At 59.0% G+C, this 25,458-nt stretch carries 16 protein-coding genes; 6 read left to right on the top strand and 10 right to left on the bottom strand.

The window, feature by feature from the left end; all coding sequences use genetic code 11:
* Nucleotides 1-104: 104 nt before the first annotated feature.
* The 6 genes from LWH94_RS09225 to rpmH form a co-directional block, all read right to left on the bottom strand.
* Nucleotides 105-764, bottom strand: coding sequence for a DUF2959 domain-containing protein (locus LWH94_RS09225; RefSeq protein ID WP_232901986.1), 660 nt, complete (start codon nucleotides 762-764; stop codon nucleotides 105-107).
* An 8-nt stretch (nucleotides 765-772) separates the two neighbouring features.
* Nucleotides 773-2,143, bottom strand: a complete 1,371-nt coding sequence (gene mnmE / locus LWH94_RS09220; RefSeq protein ID WP_232901985.1) for a tRNA uridine-5-carboxymethylaminomethyl(34) synthesis GTPase MnmE — start codon at nucleotides 2,141-2,143, stop codon at nucleotides 773-775.
* A gap of 72 nt (nucleotides 2,144-2,215) precedes the next feature.
* Nucleotides 2,216-3,919, bottom strand: a complete 1,704-nt coding sequence (gene yidC / locus LWH94_RS09215) for a membrane protein insertase YidC (RefSeq protein WP_232901984.1) — start codon at nucleotides 3,917-3,919, stop codon at nucleotides 2,216-2,218.
* Nucleotides 3,920-3,923: 4 nt separating this feature from the next.
* Nucleotides 3,924-4,208, bottom strand: coding sequence for a membrane protein insertion efficiency factor YidD (yidD, locus tag LWH94_RS09210; RefSeq protein WP_082641126.1), 285 nt, complete (start codon nucleotides 4,206-4,208; stop codon nucleotides 3,924-3,926).
* Nucleotides 4,208-4,630, bottom strand: coding sequence for a ribonuclease P protein component (gene rnpA, locus LWH94_RS09205; RefSeq protein ID WP_232901983.1), 423 nt, complete (start codon nucleotides 4,628-4,630; stop codon nucleotides 4,208-4,210). The genes yidD and rnpA overlap by 1 nt, the downstream gene beginning before the upstream one ends.
* Before the next feature lie 15 nt (nucleotides 4,631-4,645).
* The gene (rpmH, locus tag LWH94_RS09200) at nucleotides 4,646-4,780 is read right to left on the bottom strand and encodes a 50S ribosomal protein L34 (RefSeq protein WP_008172542.1); all 135 of its coding nucleotides are present in this window, start codon (nucleotides 4,778-4,780) and stop codon (nucleotides 4,646-4,648) included.
* A 641-nt stretch (nucleotides 4,781-5,421) separates the two neighbouring features.
* Between rpmH and dnaA the strand changes: the two genes are divergently transcribed.
* Genes dnaA through gyrB form a run of 5 tightly spaced genes read left to right on the top strand, consistent with a single transcriptional unit; the run spans nucleotide 5,422 to nucleotide 12,939 of the window.
* Nucleotides 5,422-6,891 carry a chromosomal replication initiator protein DnaA gene (gene dnaA, locus LWH94_RS09195; protein ID WP_094624301.1) on the top strand — a complete coding sequence of 490 codons (1,470 nt, stop codon included), beginning with the start codon at nucleotides 5,422-5,424 and terminating at the stop codon, nucleotides 6,889-6,891.
* Nucleotides 6,892-6,943: 52 nt separating this feature from the next.
* Nucleotides 6,944-8,047: a DNA polymerase III subunit beta gene (gene dnaN / locus LWH94_RS09190; protein WP_058342178.1), complete on the top strand. Its 1,104-nt coding sequence runs from the start codon at nucleotides 6,944-6,946 to the stop codon at nucleotides 8,045-8,047.
* Between the two features lie 18 nt (nucleotides 8,048-8,065).
* Nucleotides 8,066-9,337, top strand: a complete 1,272-nt coding sequence (locus LWH94_RS09185) for an ABC1 kinase family protein (protein ID WP_232901982.1) — start codon at nucleotides 8,066-8,068, stop codon at nucleotides 9,335-9,337.
* Between the two features lie 31 nt (nucleotides 9,338-9,368).
* On the top strand, nucleotides 9,369-10,496 hold the full coding sequence (gene recF / locus LWH94_RS09180) for a DNA replication/repair protein RecF (protein WP_232901981.1): 1,128 nt from the start codon (nucleotides 9,369-9,371) through the stop codon (nucleotides 10,494-10,496).
* Between the two features lie 28 nt (nucleotides 10,497-10,524).
* Complete coding sequence (gene gyrB, locus LWH94_RS09175; protein ID WP_232901980.1) at nucleotides 10,525-12,939, top strand: DNA topoisomerase (ATP-hydrolyzing) subunit B; 2,415 nt, start codon at nucleotides 10,525-10,527, stop codon at nucleotides 12,937-12,939.
* A gap of 92 nt (nucleotides 12,940-13,031) precedes the next feature.
* Here the strand turns inward: gyrB and LWH94_RS09170 are convergent, their stop codons facing one another.
* Complete coding sequence (locus LWH94_RS09170) at nucleotides 13,032-13,799, bottom strand: VC0807 family protein (protein WP_199457680.1); 768 nt, start codon at nucleotides 13,797-13,799, stop codon at nucleotides 13,032-13,034.
* Between the two features lie 109 nt (nucleotides 13,800-13,908).
* On the opposite strand from LWH94_RS09170, the gene LWH94_RS09165 reads away from it, so the two are divergent.
* Nucleotides 13,909-15,702 (top strand): ABCB family ABC transporter ATP-binding protein/permease, encoded by a 1,794-nt coding sequence (locus LWH94_RS09165; protein ID WP_232901979.1) that lies wholly within the window; start codon nucleotides 13,909-13,911, stop codon nucleotides 15,700-15,702.
* Nucleotides 15,703-15,803: 101 nt separating this feature from the next.
* On the opposite strand, the gene recD is transcribed toward LWH94_RS09165, so the two are convergent.
* From recD to recC, 3 genes are read right to left on the bottom strand one after another with little or no spacing between them, the layout of a single operon-like run.
* The gene (gene recD / locus LWH94_RS09160; protein ID WP_232901978.1) at nucleotides 15,804-18,080 is read right to left on the bottom strand and encodes an exodeoxyribonuclease V subunit alpha; all 2,277 of its coding nucleotides are present in this window, start codon (nucleotides 18,078-18,080) and stop codon (nucleotides 15,804-15,806) included.
* A complete protein-coding gene (gene recB, locus LWH94_RS09155) occupies nucleotides 18,077-21,802 on the bottom strand; it encodes an exodeoxyribonuclease V subunit beta (RefSeq protein WP_232901977.1) in 3,726 nt (1,241 codons plus the stop codon). Before recB ends, recD begins: the two co-directional genes overlap by 4 nt.
* The gene (recC, locus tag LWH94_RS09150) at nucleotides 21,799-25,392 is read right to left on the bottom strand and encodes an exodeoxyribonuclease V subunit gamma (protein ID WP_232901976.1); all 3,594 of its coding nucleotides are present in this window, start codon (nucleotides 25,390-25,392) and stop codon (nucleotides 21,799-21,801) included. Before recC ends, recB begins: the two co-directional genes overlap by 4 nt.
* Between the last annotated feature and the right edge of the window lie 66 nt (nucleotides 25,393-25,458).

Below are 25,458 nucleotides of genomic sequence, written 5' to 3'. Positions count from 1 at the left end.
GGAGCGAATGATATTTGTTATCAATTGAGAATTACAGCAAATTAACTGGAACAATTTGTGCCAAAAACTGGAACAATTGCGCCGTCGCCACTTTTCCGCCGGGGTTACTGATCCCGGAAGCGGCGGATAAAGGCTTCGGATTCGGCAATGGAGGCTTCCATGTTGCGGATCAGGCTGTCGACATCACTGCGGATTTTACCCAGCTCCGTTTCCAGCGCACCGATGGCCTGGGCATTCAGGTTGTGCTTGAGGTACAACACCTGGTCTTCAAACGCCTGAAGCACCGGATCCATGCGGGATTCCGCCTGGTGCATCCGGTTAATCAGCTGCCCGTACTGATTGCGGGTTTCCTGAAGTTGCTGCTCGCTGCTGCGGCGCAGGGATGCGCTTTCGTACAGGTCCAGCTCGTCTTCCCACTCCGCAAACAGGGCACCCGCCACATCCTCGACGCTGTCGATCCGGTCCCGGACTTTCTCGGCAGCATCTTCGCTGTCTTGATAGGCATCGCGGATTTCTTCGTACTTGGCCTTCAGTTCGGTATCGGGAATGGCCACCACACTCTGGAACCGTTCCAGTGACGAGCGGAAGGTTTCCTGGGCATCTGTCTGGGCATCCCGTGCATTCTCGACCCGGTCGACCAGGATATCGCGCTTCTCGAACCCGAGCTTTTCCATGGTGTTGTAGTACACGGTGCTGCAGCCGGTCAGCACCAGCGCCGCGAACAGGGTGAATATGCCGAGGGTGTTCAGGGAGTTGTTGTTCATGGTTGTTCCTATTTTCCGATACAAAACGACGAGAAGATCTTGCCCAAAAGCTCATCCGGCGTCAGATGCCCGGTGATTTCCCCCAGGGCATCCTGGGCTGCCCGCAGGTCTTCCGCCAGTAGTTCCCCCGCACCATAGCCTTCAAGCTGGGACTGGCCCTGGAGCAAGGAATCCCGTGCCCGTTCGAGCGCATCCAGGTGCCGGCGCCGGGCCAGGAAGCCGCCTTCGGTGGTGCTGGCAAAGCCGATGCACTGTTTCAGGTGGTCCCGAAGTACTTCCAGGCCTTCCGCGGCCTTGGCGGCAAGCCGGATAACCGGGGCGGTTTGATGCGGCTCTGCGGTGATACCCACAGCTTCACCGGACAAATCCACCTTGTTGCGAATGACGGTGACCGGTGCGCTGGCGGGCAGCTGGTCGATAAAGTCCGGCCAGATTTCATGGGGTTCGGTTTTGTCGGTGGTGGTGGCATCCACCATCAGCAGGATTCGGTCGGCCTGGCGGATTTCTTCCCAGGCCCGGGCAATGCCGATGCGTTCCACTTCATCCGGGCTGTCCCGCAGGCCGGCCGTGTCGATGATATGCAGCGGCATGCCATCGATGTGGATATGTTCCCTCAAGACATCCCGGGTAGTGCCTTCGATAGCGGTCACAATCGCCGCTTCCCTGCCCGCAAGGGCATTGAGCAGGCTGGATTTGCCGGCATTGGGCCGCCCGGCGATCACCACTTTCATGCCATCCCGCAAAATGGTGCCTTGCTGAGCCTCTCCGAGAATCTGCTGCACCTGCTCCAGCAAGCCCTGCAAGTCAGAAGCTACCTTGCCGTCGGCCAGGAAATCGATCTCTTCTTCCGGAAAGTCGATGGCTGCTTCCACGTAAATGCGCAGATGGGTAATGGCCTCCACCAGGTTATCCACACGTTTAGAGAACACCCCTTGCATGGAACGCACGGCACAGCGGGCCGCCTGTTCCGAGCTGCTTTCAATCAGATCGGCAATGGCCTCGGCCTGGGCCAGATCCAGCTTGTCGTTGAGAAAGGCCCGTTCGGAGAACTCTCCGGGCCGGGCCAGCCGGGCACCCAGGCTGCAGACTTCCCGCAACAGGACATCCAGGATCACGGTACCGCCGTGGCCCTGAAGCTCAAGCACATCCTCGCCGGTAAACGAGTTCGGATTGGGGAAGTACAGGCCGATGCCTTCATCGATCAGTTCACCCTGTTGGTCCCGGAACGGACCGTAATGGGCATATCGGGGTCTGGGCTCGAAGCCCAGCATGACGCGGGCTATGGTCATGGCTTTCGGGCCGGACACCCGAACAATACCTACACCGGCCTGGCCCGGAGCAGTGGCAATGGCGGCAATGGTGTCTGTAGCTGGCTGCATCTTCATTTTCCCGGGATAGAAAAAACAAAGGCTCCCCAAGGGAGCCTTTGTCAGGTCAGAAGGACTGTTAAATCAGTACTTCTTGCCTGCAGTTTCCGCTTCGATCTTGCGGGTAATGTACCACTGCTGGGAGATCGAAAGAATGTTGTTCACCAGCCAGTACAGTACCAGGCCTGCCGGGAACCACAGGAAGAACACAGTAAAGATCAGCGGCATCAGCTTCATGATCTTGGCCTGCATAGGGTCCGGCGGCGTCGGGTTCAGGCTCATCTGGATGAACATACTGGCACCCATCAGGATCGGCAGGATGAAGTACGGGTCCATCTGGGACAGATCCTGGATCCACAACATGAACGGCGCATGGCGCAGCTGCACACTTTCAAACAGTACCCAGTACAGGGAAATGAACACCGGCATCTGAACCAGGATCGGCAGACAGCCACCCAGCGGATTGATTTTTTCGCGCTTGTACAGGGCCATCATTTCCTGGGACATGCGCTGGCGGTCGTCGCCATAGAGTTCCTTCAGGCGGGTCAGCTGCGGAGCAACCGCACGCATCTTGGCCATGGACTTGTAACTGGTGGCAGACAGGTGGAAGAACACCGCCTTTACCAGAACCGTCAGCAGGATAATGGCCACACCCCAGTTACCCACCAGGCCATAGAACCATTCCAGGATGATGAACAGCGGTAGGGAGATGAAGAACAACCAGCCGAAATCAACGGTGCGGTCCAGGTTGGGTGCCAGGGCTTCCAGGCGATCAATGATCTTCGGGCCCACGTATGCGGTTGCGCCAATTTCCGCGGTATCACCGGCAGCCACCGTGGTGGCGGGGTAAACAAAGCCCATCACGTGCAACTGATCCCGACGGGTGCTCTGGAACTGGGCTGTCTGATCACGGTCAGGAACCCACGCGGTCAGGAAGTAGTGCTGCAGAAACGCCAGCCAGCCGTTGGTAACGGACTGGTTGATGCGGTTTTCGGATAGGTCATCAAAGTCGTATTTTTCGTAGGGATCTTCCGGCGTACTGACTACCATACCCAGATAGGCCTTGATACCCATGCTGGCCTGGGAAGTGGGGTCCGGAGCCTGGTCACGAACGATTTTGCCGGTGAAGTTGCCCTGCCAGTCGGATTCTGAGTTGTTGCTGATCAGGTAACGAACACCGATTTCGTAGCTGTCCCGGGCCAGTTGGTAACGCTTGGTGATAGCCACGCCCTGATCGGTGGTGAAGGTCAGGTCGATGTTGAGTTCGTCTTGGCCTTCAGATAATTCGAATTCGCTGCTTTCAGCGTCGAATACCGGTGCCTGGGAGGCGTTACGGCCATCCGGGCCATCACGGCCGATCAGTCCGCTTTCCAGCAGGTAGGTACGGGTCTGGGTGCTGGACAGCAGTTTCAGGGGTTGTTCGCTGTTGAGGGATTCGTCGTACTGGAGCAGTGAACTTTCCACCACGTTGCCGCCAATACGGTCAATCTTCAGCTGGAAAACGTCGGTGGTTACGGTGATGTAGCGGTTGCTGACTGAACCTTCCGCAGCTGCAGACGTTGACGACAGGCTACCGGTTTCCGGTGTCGCAAATTCATCGTTGCCTGATGCTGTCGATCCGGACTTCGGCAACACCATATCGTCTGCCATTGCGTTGCCGTTAACGGAGGACTCAGCCTCTACCACCTGGGTAGTTTGCGGCTGGTTATAATCTTCGTTCCAGGCTAGCACCATCAGGTAACTGACAATCGCAAGACCGGCAAACAAAACGATGCGTTGAATATCCATAAACTTAGGGTCTGGTCTGAGTAGTGGTGTGAGTGGATTCAGTCAGGTTGCCGGTTGGCTCTGGAGCAACGTGCCCGGTTCCCGGTACAGGATCATAACCGCCTTCGGCCCAGGGATGACATCTGAGTAGACGCGCACCTGCCAGGTAACTGCCTTTGAGAGCGCCATGATGCTGAATGGCTTCGACAGCGTATTGTGAACAGGTAGGGTAGTGCCGGCAATGGCTCGCCATCATTGGAGAGATGGCATATTGGTAGAACCGGATGGGTAAAAGCAGTAATTGGCGCATCAATCTGTACCTCGGGACGTCGCGTCTGAGCCCTCAGACGTTGATTTTCGGTACGTTTTTTCGAGTTGCTTGTTGAACTGCTTTTTCACTCTGCGCCAGATATCGTCCAAAGCGGAATGCACCGCTGGATTTTCCAGCTGGGCAAGGCCTTGTCTGCCAAGAACAATGATGTCCAGGGCGGGTAAATCCTGCTGATTTCTGAAGGTTTCCCGTACCTGGCGTTTGATCCGGTTTCTCTGGACCGCCAGTTTCAGGTTTTTCTTCGAGAAAATCAGTCCGACCCTGGCGTGACCCAGATTATTGGGAGCAGCCAGGATCAGAAAATTCCTGTGCGGAACTTTCAGCTGTACGCCATCGAAGACCTTGCTGTAGTCCGAAGGTTTCAACAGTCGATGAGACTTCGGAAACGTCAAAGCCTTCATGAGGCGAGTGTAAAGTTACGCAGACAGACGTGCGCGGCCTTTGGCACGACGACGGGAAATTACCTTACGGCCGTTCGCAGTCGCCATACGGGCACGGAAACCGTGAACACGCTTGCGCTTCAGGACGCTTGGCTGGAATGTTCTTTTCATGGTGATGATCTCACAAATCGTCAATGGACATTGGTAACTGGCTGGAAAATAGACAGCCAAAACAGGAGCGGCATTCTAGTCAAATCCTGAGACAAGTTCAATGTTTGAGCGACAGGTAAAGCAAGTTTTCCGTATGGGTAAAACCCGCAAGGCTCACTAACAGAATCTATAAGTCTTTTTTAAATTCTTTCAAAGATTATTTATTACTGTTATTACGCACCATGATTTCTGTGGAAAAGCCTAAAAATATCAACAGAAACAAAAAAATAGAATAATGATAAGGCTTGTGACAGGTCGCTCTGAGCCCTGTGGAGAACACCCTGTCGAATTGTGAACAAGTCCGGTTCGGAATCAGGGAGCGAGTTATCCATGGTTCGGTCAAGGTGTTGCACACAGGGTTGAAGCGGTGGTTTACACAGAGCCCTGTGTATAACTTTTTTTCAGGGGTTTTCTGTACACAAGGCTGTAGATAGGTTTGTAAGAATTTGAAACTGAAAATAAAAAGTTTCCACAGGCTGTTCATGACCTGCACAGCCGGCCTTTTACTGAACCCCGGCTCGGGGTAGAATCCGGGGTCACCTTGAGCAACGGGAAAGCCCTTTCCGGTGTAAGAACAGTCAGGTAGTCGGGAGCAGGCGGTCGTGCCGAACAGTATGTGGCATCAATGTCTTGAAGTACTCCGGGATGAATTTCCCGCACAGCAGTTTAATACCTGGTTGAGGCCCCTCCAGTCGGATCAGCGCGAAGGGCAGTTGATGCTGTTCGCTCCCAACCGTTTCGTGATGGATTGGGTGAATGAAAAATACCTGCGCCGTATAGAAGAAGTATTAAAGGAGCTGGGAGGCGGTCAGGCCCCCCGGGTTCAGATGAAAGTGGGGTCTGCCCCCAAGGCGAGCGAGCCGGTGGTGCGTTCGGTGGCCGAGCCGGTTCCGGAACGCCTGTCTGATGAAACCGGCGAGACCGTTACTGAAGAAGAGAAAAGCGTGGCGGCTACGGTGGCCAGTCCGCGCCAGGCGCCAGGCAGCACGTCTGCCGGCAGGACCGGTGGTAACGAACGGCGCCCGGTGCAGGTTGAGGGTGATATCAAGCACCAGAGTTTCCTGAACGAAACCTTTACCTTCGATACCTTTGTAGAAGGTAAATCCAACCAGCTGGCCCGCGCGGCCTCCATGCAGGTGGCAGAGAACCCCGGTGGCGCCTATAACCCGTTATTCCTTTATGGTGGCGTAGGCTTGGGTAAAACCCACCTGATGCACGCCATCGGTAACGAGATTGTCCGTCGCAACCCGAAGGCCAAGGTGGCGTACCTGCGTTCGGAACGGTTTGTGGCCGATATGGTCAAGGCGCTGCAGCTGAACGCCATCAACGAATTCAAACGCTACTACCGCTCAGTCGATGCCTTGCTGATTGACGATATCCAGTTCTTTGCCCGCAAGGAGCGTTCCCAGGAAGAGTTTTTCCACACCTTCAATGCGCTGCTTGAGGGTGGTCAGCAGGTGATTGTGACCTGTGACCGTTTCCCGAAAGAAATCGTGGATATGGAAGAGCGACTGAAATCCCGGTTCGGCTGGGGCCTGACGGTGATGGTCGAGCCGCCGGAGCTGGAAACCCGGGTCGCGATTCTGATGAAGAAGGCCGAGCAGGCCAATGTGAAACTGAGCAGCGAAGCGGCGTTTTTTATTGCCCAGAAAATACGCTCTAACGTTCGGGAGCTTGAAGGCGCGCTGCGTTTGGTGATAGCGAATGCTCACTTCACCGGCTCCGAGATTACTCCGCCGTTTATCCGGGAAAGCCTGAAAGACCTGCTGGCACTGCATGAAAAGCAGGTCAGTATTGATAATATCCAGCGCACCGTGGCGGAGTATTACAAGATCAAAGTATCGGACCTGTTGTCCAAGCGCCGGACCCGTACCGTCACCCGGCCCCGCCAGGTGGCGATGTCCCTGGCCAAGGAACTGACCAACCACAGTTTGCCGGAAATTGGCGATGCCTTTGGCGGCCGGGACCACACCACGGTGCTGCACGCCTGCAAGAAGATAATCGAGTTGCAGGAAACTGATCCGGGCATCCGGGAAGACTACCAGAACTTTATGAGACTGCTGACCACCTGACCGGGGTGGCAAAACCAATAACATTCACTTCCGATAACTGAAGCCGAGTGCCATGAAACTGACAATCAGCCGTGAATCCCTGCTCACCCCGCTGCAAAGCATTGCGGGCGTTGTGGAAAAGAAACAGACCATGCCGGTGCTGTCCAACGTGTTGTTGGAAGCGGAAGACAATACCCTGACGCTGACCGGTACCAATATGGAAGTGGAGCTGGTAGGCCGGGTAACCCCGGTACATGTGGACCAGCCTGGCAGGATCACGGTTCCGGCCCGCAAGCTGTCGGATATCTGTCGCGCCCTTGGCGACGAGGCCCCGATTGACCTGGCTTTGGAAGGTGACCGCCTGCATGTGCGCGCGGGTAATTCCCACTTCACCCTGTCTACATTGCCGGCGGAGCATTTCCCGAACGTGGAAGACGAGCCGGAAAGTTTCCGCCTGGAGTTGCCCCAGAAGGAACTCGGCCGTATGTTCGACGCCACCGCCTTCGCCATGGCCCAGCAGGATGTGCGTTATTACCTGAACGGTCTGTTACTGGAAGTGGACAGCGGCCATGTCCGTGCCGTGGCTACCGACGGCCACCGCCTCGCCATGGCTCACTGTGATCTGCAGACCGGTTGTCCGGACCTGCGCCAGGTGATTGTGCCGAGAAAAGGGGTGCTTGAGCTGGCCCGCCTGCTGGATGACGACGAGTCGCCCGTCACCCTGGTGATCGGCGATAACCACCTCCGGGCCACGGTGGGTGCGTACACCTTTACCTCCAAGCTGATTGAAGGCAAGTTTCCGGACTACAACCGGGTTATTCCCCGTGGCGGCGACAAGATTGTCCTGGCCGATCGCGCGACCCTGAAGAATACCCTGCAGCGGGCCGGTATTTTGTCCCACGAAAACATTCGCGGCGTACGCCTGAACCTGTCCCCGGGACAGTTGCAGGTATTTGCCAACAACCCGGACCAGGAACAGGCCGAAGATGCACTGCCGGTAGACTACCAGGGCGAATCCCTGCAGATCGGTTTCAATGTAGGCTACCTGGTGGATGTGATGAACGTCCTGGACGATGCCCAGGTGAAGATCACTCTGTCTAATCCAAACAGCAGTGCGCTGATTGAAGCCGAAAATGACAACAGCTGTCTGTATGTTGTCATGCCCATGCGGCTGTAATTATTTCCGGAGGAGTTTATGGGTGCCGTAACGAATGGAATCAAAGGTGCTTTCCGAATTGGCCAGACCTTGTCGGTGCTGGGCCGTACCGGGCTGAACTGGGTGCGGGGCGATCGCCCCCCTACCCCGCAGCTGTTGCGCCAGACCTTCGAAAACCTGGGTGCCACCTACATCAAGCTGGGCCAGTTTATCGCCAGCTCGCCGACTTTTTTCCCGAAGGAGTATGTGGAGGAGTTCCAGTATTGCCTGGATAAAACCCCGAGCCTGCCCTTCAGCGTTATCCGCAAGATTATCCGGGATGAACTGGGGCGGCCGATTGAACAGGTGTTTGCCGAGATCGATCCGGTGGCCCTCGCCTCCGCATCCATTGCCCAGGTACATGCGGCAAAGCTGGTGACCGGTGAAGATGTGGTGATCAAGGTTCAGAAGCCGGGTGTGGAAAACATCCTGCTGACGGACCTGAATTTTCTGTATCTGTCTGCCCGTATCCTGGAAACCCTGGCTCCGAAACTGTCCTGGACTTCCCTGTCGGGCATTGTCGATGAAATCCAGCAAACCATGATGGAAGAATGTGATTTCATCAAGGAAGCCAATAACCTCAAGGTTTTCCGGCAGTTTTTGAACGATACCCACAACGAAGACGCCACGGTTCCCCTGGTGTACGAGCATTGCAGCAGCCGTAGGATCCTCACCATGGAACGCTTCCATGGCGTACCGCTGACCGACCTGGAAAGTATTCGCGGATTTTCCAGCGATCCGGAACGCACCCTGATTACGGCCATGAATACCTGGTTTGCCAGCCTGACCAAGAGCGAATTTTTCCACGCGGATGTGCACGCCGGTAACCTGATGGTGTTGAAGGACGGACGGGTCGGGTTTATCGATTTCGGCATTGTGGGCCGTATCAAGCCGGACACCTGGCAGGCGGTAAGCGATTTTATTTCCGCCATCATGGTGGGCAACTTCGATGGCGTGGCCGATGCCATGATTCGTATCGGCGTGACCCGTCGCTCTGTGCGGGTGGAAGATTTGTCTGCGGATTTGCAGAAACTGTACCGTCAGATGGATCGCATGGTGCCGGACGATGTGCCCTATCAGGTGGACCAGGCCGAGGATGATGTGAACAACATCCTGATGGATATGGTTAAGGTTGGCGAAAGCCACGGGCTGCACTTCCCGCGTGAGTTCGCGCTGTTACTGAAACAGTTCCTGTACTTCGACCGTTATGTGCATATCCTGGCGCCGGAAATGGATGTGTTTATGGATGAACGCCTGACCATGCTGCATTAACGGGGCCCAGGTTTATCGAGATTTTCTCCCTATGGCGCTAGTGAAACTTCAGACCCAGAATTTTCGTAACCTGGCGCCGGATCCCATCAGCTTCTCTCCCTCCTTTAACCTGATCTACGGTGCCAATGGCAGTGGTAAATCCAGCGTACTGGAAGCCATTGGTTATCTGGGGCTCGGTCGCTCGTTCCGGGTTACCCGGCACCAGGCGGTCGTTTCCCATGGTCAGAGCAAACTCACGGTTTTTGGTGGCCTGGATAAAGGCATGGCCGGAACTTCAGATGATAGCCAGGAACCTGTTGTTCATCGCCTGGGCATCGCCCGGGATGTTTCAGCCAAGGAAACCTCTCTTCGCGTGGACGGTGAGGCTGTTCGTAGTTTGTCGGCACTGGCTATGCATCTTCCGGTGTCGGTTATTGATCCCGGCGTCTTCGACATTGTGGCCGGGGGGCCGGGCAAGCGTCGCCAGTTTCTGGATTGGTTAGTGTTCCACGTGGAACCTTCCTTTTCTTTAACCTGGCAACAATGCCAGAGAGTGACATCACAGCGGAATCAAACGCTCAGAAATGGTAGACTGGACGAATCATTGATGCGGGTATGGGACAATCAGTTTGGTGCCCTTGCAGAAACCCTCAGCGACATCAGGGAACAGGTTTTCAGGAAGTTCAAAACAGCCTTCAATGAAGTGCTAAAGGAACTAGATGCCGGATGGACAGAAGGCCTCAAGCTGGAGTTCTATCCGGGCTGGGATCGTAGCCAGTCACTGGTTGAGGTACTGGCCGGTCACCGGGAACAGGAACGCCGGATGGGGCACACCCTGTACGGCCCCAACCGTGCGGACATTCGCTTGAAGCTAGGCGGGCGTCCGGTGGCAGAAACCTTTTCGCGGGGACAGCAGAAAACCCTCGTGATCCTGATGAAGATTGCCCAGGGCAAGGTTCTGAGCGATCTCGGTAAACAGGTTACCTTCCTGCTGGATGACATCAATGCGGAGCTGGATGTGCGCCACCGGATTATGTTGGCTCGCAAGCTCCAGGAATTGCGTTGTCAGGTGTTTATTACCTCCATCGAACACCCGGAACCCGAAGTGTTATGGGCCGGTGTCGATGCCCCTGAATACAGAATGTTCCACGTGGAACATGGAAAATTGACGGAAGAATAGACCGGGAATCACCTCAGGAGTCTCGTTAATGAGTGAATCGAACTACAATTCCTCCAGCATCAAAGTCCTCAAGGGACTGGATGCGGTGCGCAAGCGCCCGGGTATGTACATCGGCGATACCGACGATGGCACCGGCCTGCACCACATGGTCTTTGAATTGGTGGATAACTCCATCGACGAGGCTCTGGCGGGTTACTGCTCTGAAATCGGCGTGATCATCCACCCCGATGAGTCCATCACGGTCAAGGACAACGGCCGTGGTATCCCTGTGGATATCCATGAAGAAGAAGGTGTATCCGCTGCCGAAGTTATCATGACGGTACTGCACGCCGGCGGTAAGTTCGACGACAACTCCTACAAGGTTTCCGGTGGTTTGCACGGTGTGGGTGTGTCAGTGGTTAACGCCCTGTCCTCTACCCTGACCCTGACCATCCGTCGTGATGCCAAGGTCTACGAGCAGACCTATACCCACGGTGTTCCCAACGCACCGCTGGCCGAAGTGGGCGACACCCAGGATTCCGGTACCAAGGTTCACTTTATTCCCTCACCGGAAACCTTCACCCACATCAAATTCCATTACGACATCCTGGCCAAGCGCCTGCGGGAACTGGCGTTCCTGAACAGTGGTGTGCGTATCCGCCTGACAGACGAGCGCAGCGGCAAGGAAGAGATTTTCGAGTACGAAGGCGGCTTGCGGGCCTTTGTTGAGCACCTGAACACCAACAAGACCCCGCTGAACCAGGTTTTCCACTTCACCCACGAACGTGAAGACGGAATTGCCGTGGAAGTCGCGATGCAGTGGAACGATGCCTTCCAGGAAAACATCTACTGCTTCACCAACAACATCCCCCAGCGGGATGGTGGTACGCACCTGGCCGGCTTCCGGGCGGCTCTGACCCGTTCCCTGAACAACTACATCGAGCACGAAGGCCTAGGCAAGAAAGCCAAGGTAGCCACCTCCGGTGATGATGCCCGAGAAGGCCTGACAGCCATTGTCAGCGTGAAAGTGCCGGACCCGAAGTTTTCCTCCCAGACCAAGGACAAGCTGGTTTCATCCGAGGTGAAAACCGCGGTTGAGCAGGAGCTGTACCAGAAGTTTGCCGATTACCTGCAGGAAAAACCGAACGAAGCCAAGGTGATCGTCAACAAGATGATCGAAGCGGCCCGTGCCCGTGAAGCCGCCCGTAAAGCCCGGGATATGACCCGCCGCAAGGGTGCGCTGGATATCGCCGGCCTGCCTGGCAAGCTGGCTGACTGCCAGGAAAAAGACCCCGCCCTGTCTGAACTGTTCATAGTGGAGGGTGATTCTGCGGGTGGTAGTGCCAAGCAGGGTCGTGACCGGAAAACCCAGGCCATCCTGCCCCTGAAGGGTAAGATCCTGAACGTAGAGAAAGCCCGTTTCGACAAGATGCTGTCGTCTGCCGAAGTGGGTACGCTGATTACCGCCCTTGGTTGCGGTATCGGTCGGGAAGAGTTCAACCCGGACAAACTGCGTTACCACTCCATCATTATCATGACCGACGCCGACGTAGACGGCTCCCACATTCGTACCCTGCTGCTCACCTTCCTGTTCCGGCAGATGCGTGAAATCATCGAGCGTGGCCATGTGTTTATTGCCATGCCGCCCCTGTACAAGGTCAAGCGCGGTAAGCAGGAACAGTACCTGAAGGATGAAAAGGCGAAGGAAGCCTACCTGACCCAGACCGCCTTGGAAGGCGCCCAGCTGTACGTGAACCCTGAGGCACCTGCCATCAAGGATTCAGCACTGGAAACCATGGTGAAGGACTACCAGGCCGTTATGGCGATGATTGATCGTCTGTCCCGCGCCTATCCGGCGCTGGTACTGCAGCAGATGATCTACAACAGCACGCTGACAGCGGAACAGTTGAAGGAAGAAGAAGCCGTTACCCGCTGGGTGGCACGTCTGGCCGAAGGCCTGGAACTGGACACCAAGACCGGCACCAAGTACACATTCTCCGTTACCCGTGACGAAGAGCGTGGCCTGTACCTGCCGAAAGTGACTATCTACGTGCACGGTATTCCCTACGAGCACGTCTTCAGCCACGATTTCTTCGAATCTGCTTCCTACAAGGCCATTGCCCGCCTTGGCGAAACCCTGGAAGGCCTGATCGAGGAGGGTGCCTACATCCAGCGTGGTGAGCGCAAGCAGGCGGTACTGTCGTTTGAAGGCGCCCTGGCGTGGTTGATGAAGGAAGCCTCGCGCGGCCTGAACATCCAGCGCTATAAGGGTCTGGGTGAAATGAACCCGGAACAGCTGTGGGAAACCACCATGGATCCGGAAACACGCCGGATGATGAAGGTCACCATCGAAGACGCCATTGCGGCAGACCAGATCTTCACCACCCTGATGGGCGACGATGTGGAACCGCGCCGCGAGTTTATCCAGACCAATGCACTGGAAGTAACCAACCTGGACGTCTGATTCCCGGGCGTTATCCAGGCCAAAAAAACGGTGGCATCCGCAGGAAGCCACCGTTTTTTGTTATCAGTACCGAATGGATATTCCAGTTCGTACTATTTGGAAGACTGTGCCCGCTTCCGTTCCTTCTCTTTCTCTTTCTCCACGAGGTGCGGTGCCATCACCTCTTCCAGGGTATGGCCGGTAAGCCTGCGAATGGTGCGCCACAGATACCAGAAAATCAGCATCATCATCACCATGGAGGGAATGGCGATCATCGGGTAGCTGACCAGCGTCATCCGCCCCAGCTCCTCATTGAACGCCTGGGTGCCAGACGGGCTCACCACAATCCACTTCGCCAGCACGTAGTTCATGATAGACGAGAACAGAAAGGTTCCGGCAAAGAAGTAACTGGCCTTCATCAGCCGCTCTTCGAATTCATCCACACTGCCCCGCTCCTCCAATGAAGCATGGATTTTATCCACATCCAGAACATTGGGGTTATACAGCAGGGTGCGCACCAGCGGGTATTTGGTGCGGGTGGAGATAAGCACTGCCAGCCCGATCACCGCGGGTACCGCCGCTTCCTTGATAGCCAGCCAGCCGGCGTCCAGCTCCAGCAGGCCGATACCACCGGTCAGGCCCACACTGATCAGGCCCAGCAGGGCAATGAAGTTCTTCTTTTGGTACCGGATGAGTTCGAACAAGCCCCAGCCTAACGGGAAGGCCAGGCCGAGGATCAACGCATTAACACTGCCCAGGTGCTCATCGCCACTGAACTTCATCAGAATAACGGAGGGAATCACGATACTGACCAGCAAATCGATCCAGGGGCGCGGCTGGTGATCCGGCGTGGTCTTGGGCTGGGAATTATCCGAAGTCATGTAAATACCTGAGTCTGAAAATTTGGTGCTGTTCAGGCACCCTGTGAATGCCCACAGTATACGATGAATCTGGCACAATCTGCTCCTTACCAACCGAACAGGAAATCCCGTGCGCGCCTACGCTGATAACGACTACCCCGCCGACCACAAACCCGACTGGAAAGTGATTGCCGGGCTCTGGCCCTACCTGACCGAGTTCCGGGGCCGGGTAGCACTGGCGTTGTCTTTGCTGGTACTGGCCAAGCTGGCCACCGTAGCCACCCCGGTAGCCCTGAAATACATTGTGGATTACCTGGACCAGAACCGCGGCGCCGACATGCTGCTGTGGATTCCGGTGGTGCTGGTGGTGGCCTACGGCTCCCTGCGCTTTGGCGCCACTCTGTTCAACGAGCTTCGGGATGCCGTGTTCGCCCGGGTAGCCGAGCGGGCGATGCGGCGGGTGTCGTTGCGGATCTTTGAACACCTGCACCGACGCGAGCTGGGGTTTCACCTGGACCGCAAAACCGGTGGCCTGGCCCGGGATATCGAACGGGGTACCAACGGCATCAGCTTCCTGCTGCGCTTTACCCTGTTCAACATCGTGCCCACCATCCTGGAAATCCTGCTGGTGGCCGGTATTCTACTGGTGGTGTTCAACGTGGGTTACGTGCTGGCCATTCTGGTGGCGGTGGTGGTGTATGTGGTGTTCTCCATCAAGATCACCGAGTGGCGAACGAAGTTCGTGCGGGAAGCCAACGCCCGGGACAACCAGTCCAACTCCCGGGCCATCGACAGCCTCCTCAACTACGAAACCGTCAAATACTTCAACAACGAACGCTACGAAGCCGAACTGTACGACCAGGACCTGGACGACTGGGAAAAGGCCCGGCTGAAAAACCGCCTGTCCCTGGCCACCCTGAACGCCGGCCAGGCGCTGATCATCGGCGTGGCCTTGATTGTCATCATGGCCATGGCGGTGGGCGAAGTGGCCAGTGGCGAGATCACCCTGGGCGACTTCACTATGATAAACGCCTACCTGATCCAGCTGTTCATCCCCCTGAACGCCCTGGGTTTCGTCTACCGGGAAATCCGCCAGGCCCTGGTAAACGTGGAGCGCCTGTTCAAACTGCTTGGGGATAGACCCGCCATCCAGGATGCGCCGAATGCCAAACCCCTGGCTGTGGATAACGGCGAGGTACGCTTCGAACACATTCACTTCGCCTACCGGCCGGACCGCCCCATCCTGCAGGATGTGAACTTCACCATACCTGCGGGCCATACCGTGGCCGTAGTAGGCGCCAGCGGCGCCGGCAAGTCTACCCTCGCCCGGCTGTTATTCCGGTTCTATGAGGTGAATAAAGGTGCCATCCGGATTGATGGCCAGGATATCCGCGACGTGACCCAGGACAGCCTGCGCTCGGCCATCGGTGTGGTACCGCAAGACACCGTCCTGTTCAATGATACCCTGTACCGCAACCTCGCCTACGGCCGCCCCGAAGCGACCGAGGAAGAAGTCTACCGGGCCGCACGCATGGCCCACCTGGAAGACTTTATCCACAGCCTGCCAGAAGGTTACGAAACTAAAGTGGGAGAGCGTGGCCTGAAGTTATCCGGTGGCGAAAAGCAGCGGGTGGCCATTGCCCGGGTGATTTTGAAGAACCCGCCGCTGCTGATCTTGGATGAAGCTACCTCGTCTCTGGATTCGCTATCTGAGCAGGCAATTCTCGGCGCGTTGAAAGAAGTCAGTCAGCAGAGAACCACCTTGGTGATCGCCCACCGGTTATCCACCATCCGCGATGCCAACACCATCCTTGTGATGGATGGTGGCCGAATAGTGGAAAGCGGCAGCCACAATGACTTGCTAGCCCGCGGTGGTCATTACGCTCATCTGTGGGAGCAGCAACATCGGAGTGGCGAACAGTGAGGAGGGGAGGCCCTTCCAAAACACGCTCCTTCGGCACATCCATGTGACGCTCGAGCTCCGCCATCCATGGCTCCGCACGGTTTTGGAAGGGCCTCCCCTCCTCACTGTCGCATCGAGCTTCGGTGATAGCCTTCTCCAAGTTGGAGTGCTAGTCCAGAAGCCCGTACGACCTGCTGGCTTACGCTGTCCCTGAACACCTGTGCATCGCCGGTAATCAGGCTGAACCAGTTCTTGGCCCGGGTAATGCCGGTGTACACCAGTTCCTTGGTAAGCACTGGGCTGAGTCTATCCGGCAGCACCAGACAGGTGTGGTTGAACTCCGAGCCCTGGGACTTATGCACAGTCATCGCGTACACGGTTTCCAGTTGCTGCAGACGGCTGGGGGAAATCCAGCGAATGCCGCCGGTGCTGTCACCACTCGGGAAGGCCACCCGCAAGGTGTCTTTTGGCTCACCAGTGGCGGTCCTGTCCCAGGGCACACTGAAAGTGATACCGATGTCCCCGTTCATCAGGCCCAGATTGTAGTCGTTGCCGGTGACCAGCACCGGCCGGCCGGCGTACCAGCCGTCGGTTTTGTCGATCAGTTTTTCAGCCAGCAGCTTTTGGGCGATTTGCTGGTTTAAGCCTTCCACGCCCCAGGGGCCTTTGCGTAACGCACATAGAACCTGGAAGTCGTTAAAGGCTTCCAGCACTTCTGCCGCGTGGGCATCCCAGGCTTCCCGCGGACTGTCCGCGGTTAAACCGGAGCTGTGGATAACTTCCAGATAATGGCGATAGCCCACCGGTGGTGGCAGCGCTTTGCCATTCACCACCCGTCCCTGCCCGGCGTTGCGGAAGCTCTCCGGGGTGCCGGTGATGGCGTGGCGGCAGATCAGCTCAAGCGTCTGTTCCGGGGCGGGTTTCGGGGTGTGGCCGTTCAGCCAGATGACATCCTCAAACTCGGCGTCACGAATTTGCTTGAGCACGGTGCTCGTCAGAGCGCTGGTATTAACGGCTTCTGCTAACTGCCGGATACCGCTGTCCTGCCCGAAACGATAGCTCTTGCGCAGCATGGCCACGGCCTGGTCGAGTGGCTGGCCTGAGTTATCCACAAGGCTGGCCGGTACCTGGGCGCCGGTGATGGCGGTCAGCCAGCTGGCGGTGTCCGGGGTGTAGTGGGCGTCGAAGGCCCGCTGGCACAGCTCGCCCAGTACGGCGCCGGCATCCACCGAGGCCAGCTGGTCCTTGTCGCCCAGCAGGATCAGTTGAGCATTGGCGGGCAGGGCATCGAACACCGAGGCCATCAGGTCCACATCCACCATGGAGGCTTCATCGATCACCAGGATATCCACCAGCAGCGGGTTGTCCTGGTTGTGGCGGAACTGGCGGGTATCCGGCCGGCTGCCCAGTAACCGGTGCAATGTGGTGACCTTGGTGGGAATGTCGTCCAGTTGCACGGAGCCGGGAAGGTCTGCCAGTGGCAGTTTGCTGACGGCGCCGCCAATGGATTCGTTCAGGCGGGCGGCGGCCTTGCCGGTGGGGGCGGCCAGGCGGATACGGTACTTGCGCCCTGCCCGCTCCGGAGTTTCTCCCGCTACCGCCTGCAACGCAGCCAGCAGATTCACCACGGTGGTGGTTTTGCCGGTACCCGGGCCGCCGGTGATCACCGCAAAGCGGTTGCGGGCCGCCAGGGCGCAGGCCAGTTTCTGGTAATCCACCGGTTCGGTGGACTGGAACAGCTTGTTGAGGGCTGTGGATAAGGTTTGCGCGGCCACTGATTGCGGGTCTGCCAGCGGCGATGGCAAGGCCAGCCGTTGCTGGATGCCGTCGGCAATACGCTGTTCGTAGCGCCAGAACCGGCGAAGATACAGCCGGCTGCCGTTGAGCACCAGCGGTGCCGGCTCGGAGCCATCGCTAACAGCGAGAGAGCCTTGCAGACCCACCAGGCAGTCGGCCAGTTGCACCCGGGCCAGCAGATCCTGTGGATCAATCCCTTGCAGGTTGGCCACCTCGGCTTCGGACAGTCCGGTGTTGGCCGGTTCTTCCGGCGGCAGCGCCAGGGTATGGCCGGCATCGGCCAGCAGTGTGGCCAGGTCGATACACACGTGGCCCCGACCCACCTGGTGGGAAGTCAGCGCGGCCAACAGCAGCACCAGAGGCTGCGGGCTTTCGCCCTGCTCTTCGCTGAGTTCCCGGATCAGCCGGGCAAAGCCGGTATCCAGCGGGCGAATCCAGCCGGCCTGTTGCCATTGCCCTAACAGCGCCTCGGTGTCGTCAAGGTGGGCCAACAGCTGTGAGTTATCCACAGGCTCACGCGGTTCCGTTGCCGTTGTGTTCACCGGCGTGTCGTCGCCCAGGTCCAGGGCAAACTGGTTTTCAGTATGGCGGGTACGGCTCATGCGGCCACCTCCCCGGAGACTGGTTCGCCATCGAACAGGGCATCCAGTTGTTCGATCAGCACTCTGGGGGGCTTGTCGGTAAACGCGCCGCCACTGGCGGAATTCACCCCGCGCAGGAACAGGTACACTGCGCCGCCGATGTGCTGGTCGTAGTCGTACCCCGGCAGCCGGGCTTTCAGCAACCGGTGCAGGGCCAGCAGGTAGAGCACGTATTGCAGGTCGTAGCGCTTGTCCAGGATCGCCTGGCCCATGGCCTGGTCGGTGTAGGCGGCGTCGTCCTCGCCCAAAGCATTGGATTTGTAGTCCAGCACGTAATACTGCCCCTTGTGTTCAAACACCAGGTCGATAAAGCCCTTGAGCATGCCGTTGAAGCGGTAGGTTTCGGCCCGGGGCCGGTCCGCGCCGTTCAGGGTGTGACGGGTGACCAGCGCATCCAGTTGTCGGATGCTGACGTTGCGGCTTTCAAACCAGAACTCCAGCTCCGGGCGCAGGTTGCCCAGCTCTGCCAGGCTGGCGCTTTGCTGCCCGTCCCGGTCCAGTTTCAGCGGTTTCCGGATCAACGCCAGCAGCCACTGCTGCAGGGGTTCCACCCAGTCGCCCCAGCCCCGGGTGCCACAACGGCGGGGGAGCCGTTCGTGCAGCAGCTCGGAGTTATCCACAACCCGCTGGAAGCCCTGGGCTGTGCACCATTCCAGTAATTCGTGCAGGAAGGTGCCGGGGCCGGCGCCTTTGGGGAAGTGGTGATGGTTCCGTACGCTGGGCATGGCCGGGGCTTTTTCGGCTGGTTCCTGGGCGCTTTCTTCCAGCAGGTTCTGGGTCTGGGCGTCTTCCACCTCGCCGGTGAAGATAATACCGGTGCCGGCCATGCCGGTGTATTCGATGCTGGAGTAACTGGCAATCCACCAGTCTTCCTTCGCTTCCCGGCTGGAGACCAGCGCCGGCCCCAGGGCTTCCGGGGCGGTTTCGGTGAATACCGTGCTTTCGGCTTCCGGCAGCGGGGTAATTCGGATGTCGGGGCGGCCTTGCGCCAGCGGGGCCAGGGCCTGGCTGATGGGCTGCTCCGGTGTTCCGGCAATCGCATAGCCCAGGCCACTCTGGTGCCAGTTATCCACAGCCGCTGCGCCCACCCAGGTGGCAAACCGGGCCCGGGTCAGGGCCACGTAGAGTTTTCGGATGTCCTCGCCCAGGCGTTCCTGGTCGGCTTGTTCGATGTCTTCCGGCGTTGGGTCGAACACCGTTACCAGCTTGCGGGTATCGTCGTGGTAGCGAACATACGCCTGCTTCTGGTTCTCTGCGCGGAAGGCGGTGCCGAAAGGCAGGAACACCAGCGGGTATTCCAGGCCCTTGGACTTGTGCACGGTAATCACCTTCACCAGCCCGGCGTCGCTTTCCAGGCGCAGGGTGCGGTGTTCGTCTTCTTCGTCTGCTGCCCTCAGGATCTGGGTGAAGTGATGCACCAGCGCGTGTTCGCCGTCCAGTTGCAGGCTGTCCTGCTGCAGCAGTTCGGCAATGTGCAGGATGTCAGTAAGCCTTCGCTCACCGTCGGGGCTTTGCAGCAAAAGGCCGGGCACCTCGAAGTCCATCAGAAAGCTGCGCAGCATGGGCAATACGCCCTGGCTTTGCCATTGTTGCTGGTAGCCCTGAAAACGCTCGATTTCCCGTTCCAGCACCAGCTCGTCGGTCAGCAGCAAGTCCAGCGTCTGCCAGCTCTGGCCCAGGGTCGGTGTGGCCAGGGCGGCACGGATAAAGGCCAGTTGCCGGGGTTCGGCGAAGGCCCGCAGCCAGCACAGCACTTCCTTGGCTTCCTGGGAGGTCAGCACCGAATCCCGGTCTGACAGGTACACGCTCTTGATGCGCCGGCGCCCGAGGGCATCCCGCACCGCGGCCGCCTCGTTGCGATTGTTCACCAGCACGGCGATGTCTTTCGGTGCCACCGGCTCCAGGTCGGCGGGGTTATCCGGCAGGGCAAAGCCGGCCTGTCCGGCCTGGCCCAGGGTCAGCAGCCGGGCGATCTCGCTGGCGCAGGTTTCGGCTACCTCGGTGGTAGCGGTGCCCTTGGCCAGCCCCTTCGGGTTGCCTTCCTTGTCGGTTTCAGCGGATTCGTGGGTCCAGAACACCAGGCTGGGCTGGATTTCTCCGTTCACCGCCCACAGGCGTTTGGTGCCGTTGGCATCCACACCCTGGAATGGCAGCGGCGTGCTGTCGCCCTTGCCGAACAGGAAGGCGCCTTTGGCGCTGTGCTGGTCGCTGTGTTCAAACACCCGGTTGACGGCGCTCACCATGGATTCGGCGGAGCGGAAGTTCTTGCCCAGGGTGTAAGTGCGGGCCTGCACACCCAGCCGTGCCTGCAGGTAGGTGTAGATATCGGCGCCCCGGAAGCCGTAAATGGCCTGTTTCGGATCACCGATCATCAGCAGGCAGGTGTCCGGGCTGTTCGCTTCCACGTTATAGACCCGGTTGAAAATGCGGTACTGCACCGGGTCGGTGTCCTGGAATTCGTCAATCAGCGCCACCGGGAACTGCCGGCGGATGGTGGCGGCCAACTGGTCACCCCGGGGGCCGTGCAGGGCGTCGTCCAGGCGGGTGAGCAGGTCGTCAAAGCCCATTTCCGAGCGTTGCTGTTTTTCCGCTTCCAGCCGGCTGGCAATCCAGTGGCTGGCGTGTCGCAGGATGTCGGACTTGGCGCTGGGCTGGTTCTGGCCGAATGCCATCAAGGCTTCGATGGCGTCGAAGGCCGGGTGATGGGGGCCGGGCTCCTCCCCTTTCAGGATATTATCCAGGCCTTCGGGGGTCTGGTTCTTGTAACCGGCGGCGCTGTCCAGTTTCTCCGGCAGCAGTTCGTCGGAATCGGCCCAGGCCAGCAGGTTGTCCCAGACCTTGATCATGGCGTTCTTGCTGCCGCCGTGCAGGCGCTTGGCTTTGTGCAGGTCGTTCAACAGATCGGTGACTTCCTGCTGCCACTGGGCCCAGGGGTGGGCTTTCAGTTCATTGGCCCGTGCCAGCCGCTCGCTGACCACCTGGTTGATGGCCTGGTGCACGTTCTCTGGCGGTGTGCCCAGGGCGTCCGGATCGTCGATCAGGTTGCGCACCGCCTTGCGCAGGTCGGTGGGGGTTTTCCAGTGGCTGAGGGCTTCGTCCATCAGGGCCGGCGGCAGCGGATAGACAAAGGTACGCCAGTAATCCCGGGCCACGTCTTCCAGCAGTTCGCTCTGGTCGGTGGCCAGGGTGAGTTTGAACAGGCTGCCGCTGTCGAAGGCGTGTTCGCTGAGCATGCGGTTACACCAGCCGTGGATGGTGGACACCGCAGCTTCGTCCATCCATTCGGCGGCCAGCAGCAGTTTCTTGCGGCAGTCGGGCCAGCTGGCCGGGTCCGGATAGCTGTCATCCCGCAGTTTGTGGATAAGTGCGGTTTCCGGGGTCGGTTCCAGGCTGTCGGCGGCCTCGGAAAACACCTCGGCAGCCTGGGTCAGCCGGGTGCGGATGCGATCCCGAAGCTCCTTGGTGGCGGCGTCGGTAAAGGTCACCACCAGCAGGTTCGGCGGCAGCAGGTTCTGCAGCGGGCTGTCTTCTGCCTGGCCATGGCCCAGCACCAGGCGCACATACAGGATGGCGATGGTGAAGGTTTTACCGGTGCCGGCGCTGGCTTCGATCAGCGCACTGCCGTTCAGGGGCAGCGCCAGCGGGTCCAGGTTCGGGTTGCGGTTAGCGATTGTCTGATTCATGCCTGCTCCTCCTGGTAACCCACCTGCTCGGCTGCTGATTTGCCCTGCTCCGCTTCCCAAAGAGGCACGTAAAGCTGGTGCAGCAAGGCTTCGAACTCGCCACTGGCCATCAGTATCTCGGGGCTTTCAAAGGCGCCGCGCAGGTAGCCGGTGTCCCGTTCCAGGGCGGTGGTGTAGGCCTGTTCCGCTTCACTGATGGCGCGCTCGTGGTCACCCACGTATTTCCTGCCGCCGTAGAAACTGGTGATCCAGGCAAAGCCGGCTTCGCAGTGAATGGGCAGTGCCCGGGTGGTGGCGTCCATCCAGCTTCTGAGAATGGCTTCGAAGTGTTTTCGTGCCTGTTCGGGTGCCATCACCGGGAAGTGGAACTTGCGGCCTTCGTCCTTACCCAGAATCAGGGTTTCGAAGGGCTGGCCGCTGAGTTGCCCGGCCAGGTGAATCAGCCAGTCCCGCAGCAGGTTGGCGTAGCGGACTTTCTTGCCACTGCCTGAACTGCTCAGAAGGCCGGAGCTGGCGATGACCAGCCGGCACACTTGCCCTTGTGGATTACAGCGCAGGTTGTCGATTAAATCCGCTACCTCAACCGAGCCAGGATCCCCTGAATAGCGAAACTCGAAGGGTAAAGGCTCGGCCACCACTTCCGGCCATTCCGCCAGGGCGCCCCGATAGCGCTCGAACAGGTCCGGCAGCCGGCCGGCCAGTTCCGTGCGCAGGCGATGTTCGGTGACGCCCATACCCAGGTCGCCGCGCCGGGCCATGCGGTCGAGTGTCGTTTCGAGCCGCTCGTACAGTTCTTCCTCGCTGGCGGCTTTCAGCACGCTGTCCTGGATCAGCTCGTTATCCAGGCGCCAGCGGTCCAGGCCGTTCAGGTCGAAGTTTTCGTTGTCGGTATCCTCGTCTTCCACGTCTTCAAAGCGCACCTGCAGCCGGCGCTGGTAGAAGGTGTCGATGGGCTTTTTCAGGAAGTTCGCCAGCTCGTTCAGGCTGATGGGTTCTTCAGGAGCCTGATATGGCAGGGCTTGCCGGCTCTGCTCAGAGTTATCCACAGCGTGGGCGCTGCGCCATTCCCGTTCGTAGGTGAACAGGCCACGGGCCTGCAGCACCTCGGCCAGCGGTTTGGGCTGGGCCTCTTCGCCTTCGCCCAGGCCATTGGCTTTCGGGAAGTAGTCCCGGCTGAACGGTTGCAGCGGGTGCTGGGTGGTCAGGGCTTGGGTCACAGGCTGTTTCGGCTGCCCTGCCACAGACCACAGGCTGTCCAGGTGATCCTGCAACTGGCCTATCAGCACCGAGGGTGGCCGCTCGGAATCGTCCTTGATGCTGCGCCCCACCCAGCTGATGTACAGCTGTTCCCGGGCCGACAGCAGGGCTTCGAGGAACAGGTAGCGGTCGTCTTCCCGGCGGGAGCGATCCCCCGGCCGGTAATCCTGCGCCATCAGGTCGAAATCCACCGGCGGCCGGGAGCGGGGGTAATCGCCGTCGTTCATACCCAGCAGGCACACTTTGCGGAACGGAATGGCCCGCATCGGCATCAGGGTGGCGAAGTTCACCTTGCCAGCCAGGAAGCGCTGGTTCAGGCCGCCTTCGTCCAGGCCCTGCAGCAGCACATCCTTGACGATGTTCAGGGGCAGCGGGCGGTGATCAAGGCCGGCGGCAAGGGCATCTTCCAGCCATTGCTCGAGCTGGCGGCGGAAGCGGTTCAGCAACAGCAGGTCCTGGCCTTCCACCTTGTGGAAAAACTGCTCCAGCATGGCGGAGAACAGGGCTTCCCATTCCCCGGGCGTGCGGGTGGCTTGCAGGGCCTGCCACAGGGTTTCCAGCTGGTGTACGAACTCGCCCAGGCGCCCGGCCAGGCTGGCTTGCAGGCCGCCGATTTCGCCATAGGGTTCTACTCCGCCCCAGGGTTCGTCATCGCCCATACCGTAACCGAGCAGCATGGACCGAAGACCAGACTGCCAGGTGTTGCGATCCAGCTCCGCTGGCAGGTCCAGGCTTTGCCGGTGCTCGCCATGTAGGCCCCAGCGAATGTTGGTGCCTTCCACCCAGCGCCGGGCCAGGGGGATCTCGTCTTCACTGATATCAAAGCGGTCGCGAATGCCGGGCACTTCCAGCAGGCTGATAATTTCGCTCACGCCAAAGCGGCTGCGGGGCAGCGACATCAGGGTTTCCAGGGCTATCAGCACCGGTTCGTGGTGGCGCTGGCCCTGATCGGAAATGGTAAATGGAATATGGCGCTTGCGGCCGGGGGAATAGCGGCCGAACACCGCCTGGATGTGGGGCGCGTACACGTTGATGTCCGGCACCATCACGATCACATCCCGGGGCCGGAGCGTGGGGTCGGCATTGAAGGCAGCCAGCAGCTGGTCGTGCAGAATCTCCACTTCCCGCTGGGGGCCGTGGGCGTCGTGGAACACCACGGAATGGTCCCGGGCCAGATCCACCGTGCGCTGCTGCTGGCGGATTTCCTGCAACGGCGTCAGGTTGTGGATATCGTTCTGCAACTGATGCAGCAGGCAGGGGTTATCCACATCGCCATGGTCGGTGAAGATATCGATCTTCTGGCCGGGGGTCTGGAAGCTGGCGCGGTAGTCGTCCGGGTTGTCGAACTCATCCAGCAGGCGGATGTAGTCCCGGCCCTGTTTGCCCCAGGCCGCCAGCAGCGGGTTGGCGTGCTGGTGCAGCTGGTCCGGATCGTCAATCTGTGACAGCACCGGGTGTGCGGCGCCCCGCTTGCGCTCGGCTTTCAGCAACTCCCGGTCGCTGATGATGTCGGCCCAGTAGAACTGGCAGGGGTTATGAACACACAGCACCACCTGGCTGAACCGGCTGAGGACATAAAGCGCCTCCAGCGCTTGCCGGGGCAGTGACGACACCCCGAACACCACAATGCGTCTGGGCAGACGCCCCGGATTGGCCGGCTGGCTGATGCGCTGGCCCTGCTCCATAAAGCGGGTGTGAATCTGCGAGCGGCTGGTGTGGGCCTCGCTGCCCACGTCTTCTACCAGCTTGCGCCAGAGTAACGGCTGCCAGAGGGTTTCCGCATCCAGGGCTTTTTCTTCGCCCCGGGCGGTGATCACCACATCCTTGTCCTGCTCCCAGGCCGCTAGCCAGTCGGCGCGGAACACCTGGTACTGGTCGAACAGGTCGGCTACTTTTTCGGCCAGCTGGAAGTTGCGCAGGTCGGTATCGCTGCCGTCCAGAAACCGCGCCAGCGGCGTGAAGGCGTCATCCTGACCCACCAGTTCCGGCAACAACCGGTACAGTCGCCACACCAGCCGCCGTTTATCAAAGGGGGATTGTTCCGGCACCTCGCCATCGGGCAACACCGCCCGGTAGGCCTGCCAGATAAAGCGTGCGGGAAACAGGAAATCCATGCCGGCGGCAATGCCCAGGCCGCCTTCCACGCCATCGTCGGTGCGCTTCTCTGCCAGCGCCAGTTTCAGCCACTGGGCGATGCCGTTACTCTGCACCAGGAAGGTCTCGCTCTGCAGCGGCGGCATGGGGTTCTGCCGGCAGATGTAGACCACGGCGCGGCGCAGGTCTTCCAGGTGGTTGGCGTGGATGGCGTGAAAGCCGGGTTCAATGGCGGCCATGGGTGTCCTTAACTGCGGAATTCGCTGGAATGGATGGCAAACAGCTTACCTTAAGCGCTCCCGGAT

Source organism: Marinobacter sp. G11, from assembly GCF_021282325.1.
Lineage (GTDB): Bacteria > Pseudomonadota > Gammaproteobacteria > Pseudomonadales > Oleiphilaceae > Marinobacter > Marinobacter vinifirmus.
The sequence above is the reverse complement of the archived record's forward strand: the minus strand, read 5'-3'. Positions and strand labels throughout refer to the sequence as shown.